The sequence below is a fragment of the Tardiphaga sp. 839_C3_N1_4 genome (assembly GCF_051811045.1).
In the GTDB taxonomy this organism is placed as follows: domain Bacteria; phylum Pseudomonadota; class Alphaproteobacteria; order Rhizobiales; family Xanthobacteraceae; genus Tardiphaga.
Genome location: NZ_JBPWQD010000001.1, coordinates 3,821,566 through 3,835,855, shown reverse-complemented (window position 1 = coordinate 3,835,855; position 14,290 = coordinate 3,821,566). Strand labels below are relative to the sequence as shown.

Genomic DNA, 14,290 nt, shown 5'->3' with positions numbered 1-14,290 from the left:
CTTCGCTCGAAAACGCTGGTCGCGCTATTGATTATTCTCGGCGAGAACTTTCGCGCAGGCCTTGCTGAGCTTCGAACGGTTTTCCTTGAGGCAGCTGAGCACGGCCATGTCGCCATCATTCATCTTGGCGCGGCAGAAGCGTGAGACGTCGCGCGAGCAGGCCGACTGATTGGCTGATGTGTTGCTCCCCTGCGCGAAAGCGGACGTGGCGATCAGCAGGAACGGGATGATCAAAAGTCGGGTCATGAAATGGGCCTCCCTAAAAATTGGCTATCTCATTCTATGGCGCGCAACGAAGTACGTGGGAATGGCGCAATGATGGCGAGCGTCCGGCACCAAGTTCACGGATTGCGCGTTACGTCATTCAGGCGAACTGTCGCTGCTTAACTTCGCGATCCCGAGATCACGAGATCGTCGCGATGGATCATTTCGGCGCGGCCGCTGATGCCAAGAATAATCATCACGTCCGGAGATGAGCGGCCTTTGATCTTCTCGGCATTGTCTGCGTCATAAGCCACGAGGCCGCGGCCGATTTCGTGCGTGTCCGGTCCACGCACGATAACGGCGTCGCCGCGTGCGAAATCGCCTTCCACCTTGATGACGCCGGCAGGCAGCAAACTCTTGCCGGCACGGAGTGCAGCAACAGCACCTGCATCAATGGTCAACGTACCCTTCGGTTCCAGCGATCCCGCAATCCAGCGCTTACGTGCAGTGACGGGATTGGCAGGCGTCAGGAACCAGGTGCAGAGGCCGCCATCGGCGATCTTCTGCAGCGGATGCTCGACCTTACCGGACGCGATGATCATGTGCGTGCCGGCCGTGGTCGCGATCTTCGCTGCCTCGATCTTGGTGTACATGCCACCGCGCGACAATTCGCTCTCGGCCGCGCCCGCCATGCCTTCGATCTCGGCGGTGACGCTGTCGACAATAGGAATCAGTTTCGCATCGGGATTGGCGCCGGGCGGCGCAGTGTAGAGACCGTCGATATCCGACAGCAGCACCAGCAGGTCGGCGGATGCCATGGTCGCGACACGTGCCGCGAGGCGATCATTGTCGCCATAGCGGATTTCGTTGGTCGCCACCGTATCGTTCTCGTTGATGACCGGCACGGCGCGCCATTCTAGGAGCTTGCCGATGGTCGAGCGCGCATTAAGATAGCGGCGGCGTTCCTCGGTGTCCTGCAGTGTCACGAGAATCTGTCCGGCGCCGATGCCGTGATGCCCCAGCACTTCCGACCAGATGCGTGCGAGCGCGATCTGTCCGACGGCAGCGGCGGCCTGGCTCTCTTCGAGTTTCAGCGGACCGCGCGGCAATTTGAGACGGCTGCGGCCGAGCGCGATCGAGCCGGACGAGACCACCAGCACGTCGCGACCGTCCGCATGCAGCTTGGCGATGTCGGCGGCAAGCGCCGCGAGCCACTTGGCCCTGACTTCGCCGGCCGTGGAATCGATCAGCAGCGACGAGCCGACCTTGACGACGATACGGCGAAAGTTCTTTAGCTCGGGGCGCGACATGATGTGGGCTTTGGCAGTGCGTTTGATGCTTGGACGGACGTCAGAGGCAGATCAGCTCGTCGCCGGCGCCCATGGCGCAGACTGCGCTGCGCTCTTGGCCTTGTCCGACACCGGCGCTTCGCCGATCACCGCGACCAGCGCCCGCAAAGCTTCCGGCACGCCTTCGCCCGTCGCGCCTGAGATCAGCAGCGGCGTTTGCTTCGCAGCGCGCTTTAGCCGGTCCTTCTGCTTCTTCAGCTCGTCCGGCTCGACCGCATCGATCTTGTTGAGCGCAACAATCTCGACCTTGTTGGCGAGGTCGCCCTCATAGGCATCGAGTTCGGCGCGGACGGTCTTGTAGGCCTTGCCCGCATGTTCGCAGGTCGCATCGATCAGATGCAGCAGAACACGGCAACGCTCGACATGGCCGAGGAAGCGATCGCCGAGGCCGGCACCCTCATGAGCGCCTTCGATGAGACCGGGAATGTCGGCCAGCACAAATTCGCGCGCATCGACATCGACGACGCCGAGCTGCGGATGCAGTGTTGTGAACGGATAGTCCGCAATCTTCGGCCGCGCAGCGCTGACCTTGGACAGGAATGTGGACTTGCCGGCATTGGGCAATCCGACGAGGCCCGCATCCGCAATCAGTTTCAGCCGCAGCCAGATCCAGCGCTCTTCGCCCGGCTGGCCGGGATTGGCATTGCGCGGTGCGCGGTTGGTCGATGACTTGAAATGCGCGTTGCCAAAGCCGCCATTGCCGCCTTCGGCCAGCACATAGGTCTCGCCGAGCTTGGTGAAGTCGTGGATCAGCGTCTCGCGATCCTCATCGATGATCTGGGTGCCGACCGGAACTTTGAGCGTGATCGGCTTGCCATTGGCGCCATGGCGGTCCTTGCCCATGCCATTGGTGCCGCGCGGCGCCTTGAAGTGCTGCTGGTAGCGATAGTCGATCAGCGTGTTGAGGCCATCGACCACTTCGATGATGACATCGCCGCCGCGGCCGCCATTGCCGCCGGAGGGACCGCCGAACTCGATATACTTCTCGCGGCGAAAGGCCACGCAGCCGTTTCCGCCGTCGCCGGAGCGAATGTAAACCTTGGCTTCATCGAGGAATTTCATAGCGTATCCGTATCGCAGGGGGGTGGTCGCGGCAACCACTTCGTCGCCGGAGCATCGTGAAAAGCCCTTATTTGGGGGCCTTGCTGCGCATCAGGTGACGTCCTAAACGACTCATCTTGCCGTTAACCAAGCGTGCGCATTCCGCGACTTTCCTACAGGCTCATATAGGCATGTTTGCGACCATTTCGACCGCAGCCGACAATCGTGCCGCCCGGCTGGCCGGTATCGGCCTGATGCTCCTGGGCATCAGCATGTTCTCCTGCGGCGATGCGATCGGCAAATTCCTCGTCGGCACCTATTCGGTCGGGCAATTGATGCTGCTGCGCGCCTGCGCGGCGCTGGCGCTGCTGGCGCCGTCGATCTGGCGGCATCGTGCGGATTTCCTGCAGCTCGACCGGCCGGGTCTACAGCTCATTCGCGTGGTGCTGTCGACGCTGGAAGTCGCGGCCTTCTTCTGGGCGGCGGCCTATCTGCCGCTGGCGGATGTCATCACCTATTATCTCGCCTGCCCGATCTTCGTCACCGCGGGCTCCGCGATCTTCTTGCGCGAGCAGGTCGGCTGGCGGCGCTGGAGCGCGGTGGCGGTCGGCTTCTGCGGTGTGCTGATCGCGCTGCAGCCCTCGGCGCAGACGGTGACTTGGCCGGCACTGATCGCGCTCGGCGGCAGTCTGTCCTTCGCCGCGCTGATGCTGATCACCCGCTCGCTGCGTTCCGCGCCGGACGTCGTACTCGCGACGACCCAGTTCATCGGCACGTTTACCTTCGGCGCTGTCTTCACGACATTCGGATGGGTGACGCCCGACCTGCGTGATCTCGGCCTGTTCTTTCTCGCGGGCGTTGTCTCGGTCTGCGCGCTGCTCTGCGTCAATCGCTCGCTGAAACTGGCGCCGGCCAGCACGGTGGTGCCGTATCAGTATTCGATGATCATTTGGGCGGTGATCTTCGGCTATCTCGTGTTCGGCGAGTTACCGTCATGGGCGACGCTGATCGGCGCCGCGGTTATCATTGCGGCAGGGCTCTATATCTTCCTGCGCGAGCAGCAGCTCGGAAAGATCGCCGACGAGGTGCCGCCGGCGGTGTGAGGCTTTCTTCCTTCCCCTCTCCCGCCTGGCGAAGCTTCGCTTCGCGCGGGGGAGAGGGGAAGGAAGAGTCGCTCACCTTCTCGTCGACGTTCCCCAGTTCTTCAGCGAACTCCACACGCCCCTTGTCAGCTTGAAGCAGTCGACGGGAGTCGATGAGCCGATGGCTTCGAAGCGGTGCAGTTGCACGCCGCTCCACTGGAAGCCGCACTTTTCCAGGATGTTGCGCGAGGACGGATTGGCAACGCGCGCACCCGAGATCAGGTGTTCGATGTCGAATTCGTCGAATGCGTAATCGATCGCGGCACGAGCAGCTTCGGTGGCAAAACCCTGGCCCCAGTGATCGACGCCGAGCCAGTAGCCGAGCTCTGGCGATTCGGCTTCGCGCCAGTCGATTCCGACCATGCCGATGGGACGACGATCGAGTTCGATCAGGAACACGCTGTCGCTTGTCGTGCTGCTCAGCGAATTGACGAAATCGACTGCGTGATCCTGCTGATACGGGAAGGGCAGGCGGCGCGTCATCTCGGCGATGCGGCGATCATTGGCGAGAAGCGCGATGGCTTTTACGTCCGCGAGTGTCGGCTTGCGCAAGGCCAGCCGTTCGGTCTCGAGGACGCAGCCTCTGGTTTCTCTCAACGTCGGGGTCGGAATATCCTGCAACATCTCGGGCTCCTGTGTGCGCCCCGAAGCGACGCACCAAACGAAAAGGGGAGGCCGGTTTCCCGCCTCCCCTGGAGCCCAATTCTGGCGCTCCGCCGGTTCAACAGGACCCGGCGGACTCCAATGTGTCCACCGTTTATTCGGCCGCGGCTTCAGTAATCGGGAGTACCGATACGAAAGTGCGGCCATTCGATTTGGCGCGAAACTCCACGTGGCCTTCGACCTTGGCGAACAGGGTATGGTCTGTGCCCATGCCGACATTAAGGCCGGGGTGCCAGGTGGTGCCGCGCTGACGCGCAATGATGTTGCCGGGAATCACGCGTTCGCCGCCGAACGCCTTCACGCCGAGGCGCTTGCCAGCTGAATCGCGGCCGTTGCGCGATGAACCGCCTGCTTTTTTATGAGCCATAGCCCGTCTCCGATCTCGATAAGTTCTAGATCAATTCCTTGAAGGAATTGTCTCACAGATTCTCAACTTTTCGCAGCGGCTTATTCCGCGGCGGGCTTTTTCTTCGCAGCCGGCTTCTTGGCTGCAGCCGGCTTGGCAGCGGCTGTCTTCGGAGCAGCGGCCTTCTTCGCCGGCGCCTTCTTGGCAGGAGCTTCGTCGCCATCAACCGGAGCGGTCACGACCGGCTTCTCACGCTTCGGGCGAGGTCCGATCGTCGGCGCTTTGCCGTCGGCCAGGATCTCGGTGATGCGGATCATCGTGAGCTCGTCACGGTAGCCACGCTTGCGCTTCGAATTCTTGCGGCGGCGCTTCTTGAAAGAGATGACCTTGGGGCCGCGCTTGTGGTCGAGCACTTCGGCCGCAACCGACGCACCAGCCACCAGAGGCAGGCCGAGCACAGGCGTATCACCGCCCAGCACGAAAACTTCACCAAGCTGCACGATCGTCCCGACATCGCCGGCGATCTTGCCAATCTCGAGCACATCATCCGGAACGACGCGGTATTGCCGGCCGCCGGTTTTGATGACTGCGAACATCGTTATATTCCTTCGTGTTCGATCCCATCCTCGGACCAGATCCGGGACGGCTTCTTGTTCAGTCGATAAGGGTTCACCGCGACTTCTACGAAGTCGCGAATTTCTGCGTTTTCTGGTCGACGTTGCGACCCCACGCAAAAACAATCGGCGCCAAGCAAAGCTTGCGCCGAAGCGTGCTTTATAGAGGGTGAAGGCGGAGAGTCAAGGAAAGAGGGGCGAAAAGCGAGCCAAAAACAGAGTCTTGGCGGATGGGTCCGTGCCTGCGATGGAGCGTACCATTTAACCTGCCGCCCCGTTTTTTTCGGCCTGCCTTCAGTCGTCATGCCCGGGCAGCGCGAAGCGAGCTTCGCTAGATGACCCGGGCATCCTTCTTCGGACGGAATGGAGGAAAGGTGGATGGTCGGGCCAGGCCCGGCCATGACGGAGTTTTGTTCTCCAAATCAGAGGCTTAGCCTCTCGGTCGCCCTCACGATGCCAGGCTGCGCATTTCCTTGATCAGGTCGGACTTGCCCTCGAAGCCGATGCCGGGGAGTTCCGGCATCACGATATGGCCGTTCTCGACCTTCACGCCGTCTGGGAACCCGCCATAGGGCTGGAACAGGTCCGGATAGGACTCGTTGCCGCCAAGGCCGAGGCCGGCCGCCATGTTGAGCGACATCTGGTGGCCGCCATGCGGGATGCAGCGGCGCCACGACCAGCCGTAGCTCTTCAGCATCTCCAGCGTGCGTAGATATTCGACGAGGCCGTAGCTGAGCGCGCAGTCGAACTGCAGCCAGTCACGGTCCGAGCGCATGCCGCCGTAACGGATCAGGTTGCGCGCGTCCTGCATCGAGAACAGGTTCTCGCCGGTCGCCATCGGGCCCGGATAATGCTCGGCGAGCTTTGCCTGCAGCTCGTAATCGAGCGGATCACCAGCTTCCTCGTACCAGAAGAGATCGTATTCACGCAGCGCCTTGGCATAGGCGACGGCCGTCTCCAGATCGAAGCGACCATTGGCGTCGACAGCGAGTTTAGCGCCTGCTGGAAGCAGTTTCAGCACATGTTCAATGCGCTTGCAGTCGTCGGCCAGCGGCGCGCCGCCGATCTTCATCTTCACGACATTGTAGCCCCGATCGAGATAGCCCTTCATCTCCGACGCTAGGCCTTCGAGGCCCTTGCCCGGATAGTAGTAGCCGCCCGCGGCATAGACGAAGACCTTCGGGTCGGCCGTGGTTTCGTAACGCTCCGCGAGCAGACGAAACAGCGGCTTGCCGGCGATCTTGGCGACCGCATCCCACACCGCCATGTCGATGGTGCCGATAGCGACCGAACGCTCGCCATGGCCCCCCGGCTTCTCATTGGTGAACATGGTGGCCCACACCTTGTGCGGGTCGATATTGTCGCCGGAGGCGTCGATCAGGCTGTCGGGCTTGGCTTCCAGAATGCGCGGTGCAAAGCGCTCGCGGATCAGGCCGCCCTGGCCGTAACGGCCGTTGGAATTGAAGCCGTAGCCGATCACGGGTTTGCCGTCGCGGATCACGTCGGTGACCACAGCGACCAGACTCAATGTCATTTTGCTGAAGTCGATGAAGGCGTTAGCAATGGGGGAGGCGATCGGAGCGGTGCGCTCCCGGATGTCGACGATACGCATGGATCCTGTGACTTTCCTGAGGCAGGCTTGAGATGCTTGAGGCCGACTTCCGGCCAGTTTGAGATGACATACGCCTTCCCCAGCCATCTCTGAAATGGTCATTTTTCATCACAGAAGTTCCGAGATAAGATGGCTAGTGCCATCTCGGACGTTCCATGCAAAGCTTCGATCCAATTTCGCTCCGCCTGTTCATCGCCGTCTGCGAGGAGCGCAATATCGCCAATGCCGCCAAGCGCGAGGCCATCGTGCCCTCCGCGGTGAGCAAGCGCATCAGCCAGATGGAGCAGGAAGCCGGCGTGCAGTTACTCGAACGCGGTCGCCGCGGCGTCACGGTGACGGCGGCCGGTGAAGCGCTGTGTCGCTATGCACGGGAGTCGTTGCAATTGCTCGACCGGATGCAGGCCGAACTCGGCGCGTTCGCCGATGGCGTGCAGGGCCATGTGCGGGTGTTCGCCTCGAAGTCGGCGGTGGCGCAGGTGCTGCCGGAAGACATCAGCCTGTTCGCCAAGCGCTATCGCGATGTGCGCGTCAGTCTGGAAGAGCGCGAGATCTGGGAGGTCGTCCGCGGCGTCGAGGAAGGGCGCGCCGATATCGGCGTGTGCTGGGATGCCGTCGACCTGCGCGGCCTCAAGACGATTCCCTATCACCGCGATCATCTCGCGGTGGTGGTGCACCCCGCTCATCCGCTTGCGAAACGCACGTCAGTGTCGTTCGAGGATACGATCGACTTCGAGCATGTCGATATCGTCGCGCGGAGCATCATGCAAACCATGCAGCGAAGCGTCGCGGCTGCGGCCGGCAAGCAGATGCGCTACCGCATTCAGGTCTCCACGGTGGATGCCGCCTATCGCATCGTCGCCGCACAACTGGCTGTTGCCATCATCCCGCAGGAAGAAGCCTCCACCATCCAGCAGACGCTGGGACTGAAGGTCATTCCGCTCAGCAATGACTGGGCTAAGCGGCAATTCGTCGTCGCCGTGCGCGACAAGGGCCTCAGTCGGCCGGCGCAATTGCTGCTGGATAGCCTGAAGGAGAGCGCGAGCGAATGAGAATTCGCCACGACTGCGGTGTCCTGCATGATCTTGAAGATGGATCGCGCAATCGATGTCGTGGAGCTAGCTGGCTTCCCCGGAGGTTGCGCTGGTTAGCGGCTCACGCGCGCATCGGCGACGGCACGCTGAAACAGCGCAGTCATCGCTTCCGAGATGCCCTGGGTAGGGCTGACCTCAAAATAGAAGCCCGGCGAAGCACAGCTCTGCATATTGCTGGCGATCTGGCTGTTGGGTGAAGGTCCGTAAGGCCCAGCGTTGAATGGCGCGATCCAGCTATTGTACCAGGCGTTGGTCGGGAGTGCGAGGTAGGTCGTATAGAGCACGGCAATCTTGATGCCGCGATTCTTCAACGTGGTGCAAAGCGCCGGATTGATCGGCGACTGGCATCGTCCACCAGTCGTCGGCTTCAGGCAGTTGCTTGGATTGTATTCGTCGGCCACGCCGTCGGATACGAAGAAGAGATATTTGAGCGGTGCACTGGCTGTACCGGCTCCCGGGGCGCTGATGGCGGTGTTGATCGCCGGGAATATGGCGCTGTAGCCGGTGTCCTGATCATTGTTGTCGTTCTGGCCGTTCACTGTCATCAAGTCGATGTTTCCGGCCGCTGTCTTTGCATTCGAGAGGCTGGACGACAATGCGAACAGGGCTCTCAAACCGGACGTCGAGGCGGCAGCGCCGAAGTCGTAGATCGCCATGCGGAACTGGTTGGAATAGGTCTGTGTGCTGGCTGCGGTATCCATCAACTTCTGGGTGGCCGTCCGCAGCACGTCGATGCGCGTGGTAACACCAAGTGTCTTGGCGAGTTTGTAGTAGTTGTTGGTATTGTTGAGGTCGTGGCAGGCGAAGGCGCAGCTGTCCGACGTGTTCTTGACCATCATGGCCACGTCGGCCGGTGTTGCGCCGACGCCCATGGATGGCGAATTGTCGAGCAGCAGGTAGAAATCGATATAATTCGGCATCGTCGCCGTCGCGACAGAACTGCCGGTGACGGTCATCTTGGAAAAGCCCATGACGGATGTGAGACTGGTCGGCACATCCGCCGAGAATTGCATAGTGGCCGTCACGACGCCGTTGGCGCGATTGACGGTCGCTGTCGTGCTGGTCAGCGTGAAGCCGGTCCTGCCTGATGTGTTGCCCTTGAAAATATTGATTGCGTCGACGTCGCCCCCGGGGACGGGGCCATCCGCCGCCATCGAACCTGCGGTAATGAATGCAGCAGACTTCTGCACGATGGAGCCGACGCTCGCAGTATCAAGGGCGGCTTGCAGTTGGGATCTGATCTGTAGTGCGCGCGTATAGTCGACCGCGGCGCCAACCATGGAAATAAGGGGGATGCATGTGATCGCGAATATGATCGCGACATTGCCGCGCCGGTCGCCGCAAAAACGATTAGTTAGCTTGAGGAACGATAGCCCGAGGAATGACTTCAGCATGAATACGCACCCGAATGAATGCGGAGATAATTACCTGAGCTGATAAATTTACTGTTAGGTCGATCGCAGAAAGGTAGTGGCTTGGGTTGCTGCCCTGTTGGTTAGTTAAGGATGTTCTACCGGCCATCGGTCGAAAACCGGCTCGCAGGACCGACGCAACAGGTGAGCGGTACGATCGTCCTGCGGGGGCCATGAAACAAACCGGCTCCCTGCGCATTGTCGTGCGGTTCTAGTCTGGTAGGGGCAATATGGCTGAAGACACAATGACGACCGTCGGCATCGGCAATCACGGTGCCAAGCGGCTGCCATCCGTTGACGTGGACACGTTCAACATCGAGCTGAAGGACGACAACGGCTTTCTCGGTGACCGCGCCAGCAAGGGCGCGTTTCAGCGCATACTGGATGATCTCAGAAAGCCATTGAAGAAAAACGGCGACGATCCGCTCGGCAAAAAGGCTGCCAACGAGATCAGTAAATCCAGCCTTGACGAAATCCTGCTTGGCGACGATGTGGCCGCGGCTGCACTCGTTCATGGTGCGATCGAAGAATTCGCGCGGGAGCTGGCTTATGTCACGCAGCGCTTCTTCAAGACGAAGGCCTGGGCAGATACGGAATGCATCGTGGTCGGCGGCGGTTTCCGCCAGAGCCGTGTCGGGGAACTTGTTATTGCGCGCACGGACATTATTCTCAAGGCCGAGGATCTCAAGGTTGCGTTGGTGCCTATCCGTTTTCATCCAGATGAAGCCGGCCTGATCGGTTGCCTGCATCTGGCGCCGTCGTGGATTTTCGAAGGTTACGACAGCATTCTTGCGGTCGACATCGGCGGCTCCAACATCCGTTGCGGTGTGGTCGAAACCGCATGGAAGAAATCGAAGGATCTGTCCAAGGCCTCGGTGTGGAAATCTGATCTCTGGAGACATGCCGATGACGAGCCGACGCGTGAAGGCGCCATCAAACGGCTGGTGAAGATGCTGAAGGATCTGATCTCCGCCGCCGACAAGGAAGGCCTCAAGCTGGCGCCGTTCATCGGCATCTCGTGCCCGGGGGTGATCAACGAAGACGGCACCATCGCGAAGGGAGCGCAGAATCTTCCGGGTAATTGGGAAAGCAGCAAGTTCAACCTGCCGGCCTTGCTCGCCGAAGGCATTCCCACAATCGGGGATCACGATACTGCGGTGCTCATGCACAATGACGGCGTTGTCCAAGGCCTCAGTGAAGTCCCTTTCATGCAGGACTTCGAACGATGGGGCGTGCTGACGATCGGAACGGGGCTGGGCAATGCCCGCTTCACCAACCGCAAGAAAGAGAAGGACGACAAGAAAGCGAAGAAAGACAAGGATTGAGCAGGACCGTTGAGCGTCCCGGTGCCGCCTCGGCCAACGGCCGAGTGCATGCATCCGTCGGCGAATCATCCCGGCGCCGCCATGGCTCGTCATGCCGCGCGTCCAACCATAGCGTGCGTTGCCGCTGCGAATCTGCAACGAAAAGGCTGGCTTTCTAGTCTACGCGCCAGCCCGAGCCAGGTTTTGCGGCTCAGCGGGCGATTGGGTGCGGATTTTCCGCTCTGCCCGTCTTGTCTGACCCGCCATCCTCGCCTAGAACTCCGCGCAACCACCCACGGGCGACCGGGGGTCTTGGCGCCTTGGAGAGGTGGCAGAGTGGTTGATTGTACCGCACTCGAAATGCGGCATGGGTGCAAGCCCATCGGGGGTTCGAATCCCCCCCTCTCCGCCAGACTTCCTACGGAAGCCAATTCTGCAGCAACATCAGGTGCTTCCCGAACCGCCCAGTTTTGGTGGTGGAGAACCTTCGCGGAGAACCCCGGGTGGAGAACCTCGCCGCGTGCCAAGGTGCCATCATTGGACGGTCCAGAGCAATATCGAATCCTTGCAAAGCCGCCACTCATTCATTGATTCGAAACGAAAATGTTCTCTATTCGTTCTTACGACGATGGAGGGCTGATCATGGCGAGTCGACGATGTGCTGAGTGGGGCTTTTCGAACGAGAAACAGGCTGCCGCCGAGGACGCTGTGCGCCGCTTGCAGGCTGCCGCACGCCCCCGCCGACGCCTGCCCTCGGTCCGGCTGATCCGATGACAAACGCCTACTGGAAAGCGGTCCTCGCCGACCCTGCGGCCCGCGCCAGGCTGGGCGTCCCGATCCAGAACCGCCGCCTTAAAAGTCAGAATAATCATGGACCGCGTGAGCGATGTTAGTGGGCCACGCATCTCGATCTGCTTGGGGAATGCCGACAGCGAAACCGATGTGTTGCCCGGCGATATCGGTCGTCGTTGCTAACGTAGGCGCAACTGTCGCAGTCCCGACACGGGCAAGTGATCACCTCACCTAGGCTCCGATGATAGCGTCAACCGCCCCTAATCGATCGAGGCGCAGCACATGGGATTTCCTTCTTGCCTAGAGGATAACGACGAGAGGAATTACGAAGGCCGGATGATGATCGCTGCTTTCGAAGAGCGAATTGCTCCGAAAGTCATCCAGCTTGAAGCTCCTCGACCAAACGTGGTCGCTCTCAGACCGATCGCGCCTCCCGCCAGGTCGAATGCCGAAGCTATCGATCTCCGCACTCGTGCGCTGCGCGAGCAGCATCTTCTGGCGCTGTCTGAGTTGAGGCCCAGCAGGGCCGTACCGACTGCACTGAGACGCGCTTGATCGAGAGGATCGCGCGGAAGTACGTGGTTGTCATGGAACGGTCCGGCGCGAGGGCTGTCAGCGGTCGGCGGCCCCGCTGTCATCCGGGCCCGGAAATACAGCATACACGGACTGCATGCGAAAATCCGGATGGTCGAATCTCGAGGATGTTCCTGCCTCCCGGAAAGATCCACCTCAGCTATCGTGCAGCCCGCAGCATCCATTGCCTAAGCCCATCGCAGTTTTCGTTCGCCTTTCTCTATGTCCGCTATTATTCCTCGTCCAACGTCGAATGGACTGGAAGACGTAGCTGTGGAGAGATCGACGGCTGCAGTCAACCTGACAACCTTCCTTAAGCCGGTCGTCTTGATGTGACGAGGGCGCTGGTGACCAGGCTCGGGAGGTTGCGGGAGGTTCTCGCGCGGACTAAGGTTGCCCAGCTATGCCGGCGTCCATCCAACAACCTCGGGTGAGCTCGATTTGAGCGCCTATCTCGAAATCGCAGAGACGGTTCTACGCGCCGCTCGTCGACCGATGACGCCCCGGGCGATCATGAAGGCGGCGTTCGGCGGCGAGATCGTGCCGCCTCATCTTTTCGGCAAGGCGCAGCATAAGACGCTGCAGGCCAGACTCAGCGAAGAGATTCTGCGCAAGGGGTTGGAGAGCCGCTTCTTTCGGACGGATCCCGGATACTTCTTTCTGTCCGAGATGAGGTCCGATCCCAGCATACCCAACGAGTTCAAGGACCCGTTTCATGCACGCCGTCGGACTCGCGATCTGCAGAAAACATGCGCGCTGGCCGTGGATGGATCCTTTGCCCGGGGGATGGCAAAGAGTGCGATGCGGAATTGGAGAAGCTTTCTGCAGCTGGCGGAAAAGGAGAGGGCGCTTCGCCACGCCGACTCCAGGTCGAAGGCATCGGGACTCGTCTTCGTTTGGGCCTTTTCGGTGGTGCGTCGTGGAGACCAGATACTCTGCTACAACGTGGGTAAGTACCGCGACGACCGAAGCGCGTTCACGAACAGGAAGTCGATAGGCTTTGCCGAGCTCGTAGGCTTCGAGAACGACAGCCTTTTCGTCGATGATTCCGGCATCACCGACTGCGGTCTCAACGCGGTATTGACGGATCTCGACCTCTCCCGTTCGGCCTTCAGGGACAAAAGCGAACTCTTCCGTCCGTCGATATTGCGGGTGGATATATCGGGCGACGGTGAAAGCGAAGCGGCGATACTCTTCATCATGGAGTGGCAGTGCCCGCATTGGTTCGAGCCGACGGCGCGCCGGTTGTCGTTGAACGACGTCAGATGGATCGACGGCACCCACATGCCTAACGACATCGACGAATTCGAGCCATGGTCGGCGACGGCTATATCCGCATTCATCGAAAACGTTGGTCAGAAACCTCTTCATGGCGAAAAGAATACAGAACGGGCAAGTCGCTCTCCTACGTTTTGAGCTCACCCGTGGCAACGCCAAGAGGATCAAGGTCGCGCTTCAGGACGTTTGTGCGCTCTATCGGAAGGGTTTCATTCTTTCCTCCGACCAAGTCAACGATGTCGAGACGATCGTCAACGGCATCGTGCTTCGGGACGGCCAGGATCTCAAGGTCGTCCGCTGGTGCCTGAACGCGCTCGCACAGTTCGGCAGGTTAAATAGCTGTCGGCTTGCCGCTTCCACCCGGAGTATTTTGATCTCCGATCACCCGACATTGGTCGATCAGGCGCCTGAACGCCAGCGGCGCCGACGCCCGTGTGATGAGCGCCAGCGCGCCGAGGATGCCCAGCCGGTAGCCGTAGGCCTTGGAACCGAAGATGGCGAGCGGCAGCGTCCCGCGCGCAATAGTCAGATGCCATTTCCGGCGCCGTGACCGATGTCGAAAGCGATTGCCGCCGGGCCGCAACTAGCTGCATCACCGCGCCTCCGAACGGACGCGCGATGCACGCGTTAAGGCGCAAGAGGCATGCCTCGTTAACCAACGCGATCGTTTCGCTTTGACGACCCGGGTCTGTTGAGTAACTCGTAGGGTGATGAACCACGCCACGTGCTGGTTTCTGGAAGCCGTGGAAGTTTCCAGATTAGTCATTGTTCCCCGGTCGGCCGTAACAGGAGCTCCGGGACGAGAGAGCCTTCTACGCATCTAATGAGATGCAGCTCTGTTCGTCGGAAAGGTCCGGACTAACCGGACA

13 protein-coding genes and 1 tRNA gene are annotated in these 14,290 nt (G+C 60.6%); 6 read left to right on the top strand and 8 right to left on the bottom strand.

Going from position 1 to position 14,290, the window contains the following annotated elements; all coding sequences use genetic code 11:
- Positions 1-24 precede the first annotated feature (24 nt).
- From AB8A38_RS18310 to obgE, 3 genes are all read right to left on the bottom strand, one after another.
- Positions 25-246, bottom strand: a complete 222-nt coding sequence (locus tag AB8A38_RS18310) for a cysteine rich repeat-containing protein (RefSeq protein WP_439086963.1) — start codon at positions 244-246, stop codon at positions 25-27.
- A gap of 137 nt (positions 247-383) precedes the next feature.
- Positions 384-1,514: a glutamate 5-kinase gene (proB, locus tag AB8A38_RS18305; RefSeq protein ID WP_068737827.1), complete on the bottom strand. Its 1,131-nt coding sequence runs from the start codon at positions 1,512-1,514 to the stop codon at positions 384-386.
- Positions 1,515-1,565: 51 nt separating this feature from the next.
- Positions 1,566-2,615: a GTPase ObgE gene (gene obgE / locus AB8A38_RS18300; RefSeq protein ID WP_439086962.1), complete on the bottom strand. Its 1,050-nt coding sequence runs from the start codon at positions 2,613-2,615 to the stop codon at positions 1,566-1,568.
- A gap of 164 nt (positions 2,616-2,779) precedes the next feature.
- Between obgE and AB8A38_RS18295 the strand changes: the two genes are divergently transcribed.
- A complete protein-coding gene (locus AB8A38_RS18295; RefSeq protein WP_439088553.1) occupies positions 2,780-3,697 on the top strand; it encodes a DMT family transporter in 918 nt (305 codons plus the stop codon).
- A 72-nt stretch (positions 3,698-3,769) separates the two neighbouring features.
- On the opposite strand, the gene AB8A38_RS18290 is transcribed toward AB8A38_RS18295, so the two are convergent.
- The 4 genes from AB8A38_RS18290 to AB8A38_RS18275 form a co-directional block, all read right to left on the bottom strand.
- Positions 3,770-4,360: a GNAT family N-acetyltransferase gene (locus tag AB8A38_RS18290; RefSeq protein WP_439086961.1), complete on the bottom strand. Its 591-nt coding sequence runs from the start codon at positions 4,358-4,360 to the stop codon at positions 3,770-3,772.
- 133 nt (positions 4,361-4,493) lie between these two features.
- Complete coding sequence (rpmA, locus tag AB8A38_RS18285) at positions 4,494-4,766, bottom strand: 50S ribosomal protein L27 (RefSeq protein ID WP_068737821.1); 273 nt, start codon at positions 4,764-4,766, stop codon at positions 4,494-4,496.
- A gap of 80 nt (positions 4,767-4,846) precedes the next feature.
- Positions 4,847-5,341, bottom strand: a complete 495-nt coding sequence (gene rplU, locus AB8A38_RS18280; protein WP_439086960.1) for a 50S ribosomal protein L21 — start codon at positions 5,339-5,341, stop codon at positions 4,847-4,849.
- A 466-nt stretch (positions 5,342-5,807) separates the two neighbouring features.
- The gene (locus AB8A38_RS18275; protein ID WP_439086959.1) at positions 5,808-6,971 is read right to left on the bottom strand and encodes a mandelate racemase/muconate lactonizing enzyme family protein; all 1,164 of its coding nucleotides are present in this window, start codon (positions 6,969-6,971) and stop codon (positions 5,808-5,810) included.
- Positions 6,972-7,126: 155 nt separating this feature from the next.
- On the opposite strand from AB8A38_RS18275, the gene AB8A38_RS18270 reads away from it, so the two are divergent.
- Positions 7,127-8,020 carry a LysR family transcriptional regulator gene (locus AB8A38_RS18270; RefSeq protein ID WP_439086958.1) on the top strand — a complete coding sequence of 298 codons (894 nt, stop codon included), beginning with the start codon at positions 7,127-7,129 and terminating at the stop codon, positions 8,018-8,020.
- Between the two features lie 95 nt (positions 8,021-8,115).
- Here AB8A38_RS18270 and AB8A38_RS18265 read toward each other — a convergent pair whose 3' ends face one another.
- Complete coding sequence (locus AB8A38_RS18265; protein ID WP_439086957.1) at positions 8,116-9,456, bottom strand: TadE/TadG family type IV pilus assembly protein; 1,341 nt, start codon at positions 9,454-9,456, stop codon at positions 8,116-8,118.
- A gap of 248 nt (positions 9,457-9,704) precedes the next feature.
- Here AB8A38_RS18265 and AB8A38_RS18260 point away from each other — a divergent pair, with 248 nt between their 5' ends.
- The 4 genes from AB8A38_RS18260 to AB8A38_RS18245 all read left to right on the top strand — a co-directional run bounded on the left by AB8A38_RS18260 (position 9,705) and on the right by AB8A38_RS18245 (position 13,971).
- Positions 9,705-10,799 carry an ROK family protein gene (locus AB8A38_RS18260; protein ID WP_439086956.1) on the top strand — a complete coding sequence of 365 codons (1,095 nt, stop codon included), beginning with the start codon at positions 9,705-9,707 and terminating at the stop codon, positions 10,797-10,799.
- Between the two features lie 301 nt (positions 10,800-11,100).
- Positions 11,101-11,190, top strand: a tRNA-Ser gene (locus tag AB8A38_RS18255).
- Between the two features lie 1,346 nt (positions 11,191-12,536).
- A complete protein-coding gene (locus tag AB8A38_RS18250; protein ID WP_439086955.1) occupies positions 12,537-13,559 on the top strand; it encodes a hypothetical protein in 1,023 nt (340 codons plus the stop codon).
- A complete protein-coding gene (locus AB8A38_RS18245) occupies positions 13,513-13,971 on the top strand; it encodes a hypothetical protein (RefSeq protein WP_439086954.1) in 459 nt (152 codons plus the stop codon). The genes AB8A38_RS18250 and AB8A38_RS18245 overlap by 47 nt, the downstream gene beginning before the upstream one ends.
- The last annotated feature ends 319 nt before the right edge of the window (positions 13,972-14,290 follow it).

Bases quoted from the DNA above. Each gene is read 5' to 3' on its own strand.
- AB8A38_RS18310 (WP_439086963.1), bottom strand. From the start codon at position 246: ATGACCCGACTTTTGATCATCCCGTTCCTGCTGATCGCCACGTCCGCT.
- proB (WP_068737827.1), bottom strand. From the start codon at position 1,514: ATGTCGCGCCCCGAGCTAAAGAACTTTCGCCGTATCGTCGTCAAGGTC.
- obgE (WP_439086962.1), bottom strand. From the start codon at position 2,615: ATGAAATTCCTCGATGAAGCCAAGGTTTACATTCGCTCCGGCGACGGC.
- AB8A38_RS18290 (WP_439086961.1), bottom strand. From the start codon at position 4,360: ATGTTGCAGGATATTCCGACCCCGACGTTGAGAGAAACCAGAGGCTGC.
- rpmA (WP_068737821.1), bottom strand. From the start codon at position 4,766: ATGGCTCATAAAAAAGCAGGCGGTTCATCGCGCAACGGCCGCGATTCA.
- rplU (WP_439086960.1), bottom strand. From the start codon at position 5,341: ATGTTCGCAGTCATCAAAACCGGCGGCCGGCAATACCGCGTCGTTCCG.
- AB8A38_RS18275 (WP_439086959.1), bottom strand. From the start codon at position 6,971: ATGCGTATCGTCGACATCCGGGAGCGCACCGCTCCGATCGCCTCCCCC.
- AB8A38_RS18270 (WP_439086958.1), top strand. From the start codon at position 7,127: ATGCAAAGCTTCGATCCAATTTCGCTCCGCCTGTTCATCGCCGTCTGC.
- AB8A38_RS18265 (WP_439086957.1), bottom strand. From the start codon at position 9,456: ATGCTGAAGTCATTCCTCGGGCTATCGTTCCTCAAGCTAACTAATCGT.
- AB8A38_RS18260 (WP_439086956.1), top strand. From the start codon at position 9,705: ATGGCTGAAGACACAATGACGACCGTCGGCATCGGCAATCACGGTGCC.
- AB8A38_RS18245 (WP_439086954.1), top strand. From the start codon at position 13,513: ATGGCGAAAAGAATACAGAACGGGCAAGTCGCTCTCCTACGTTTTGAG.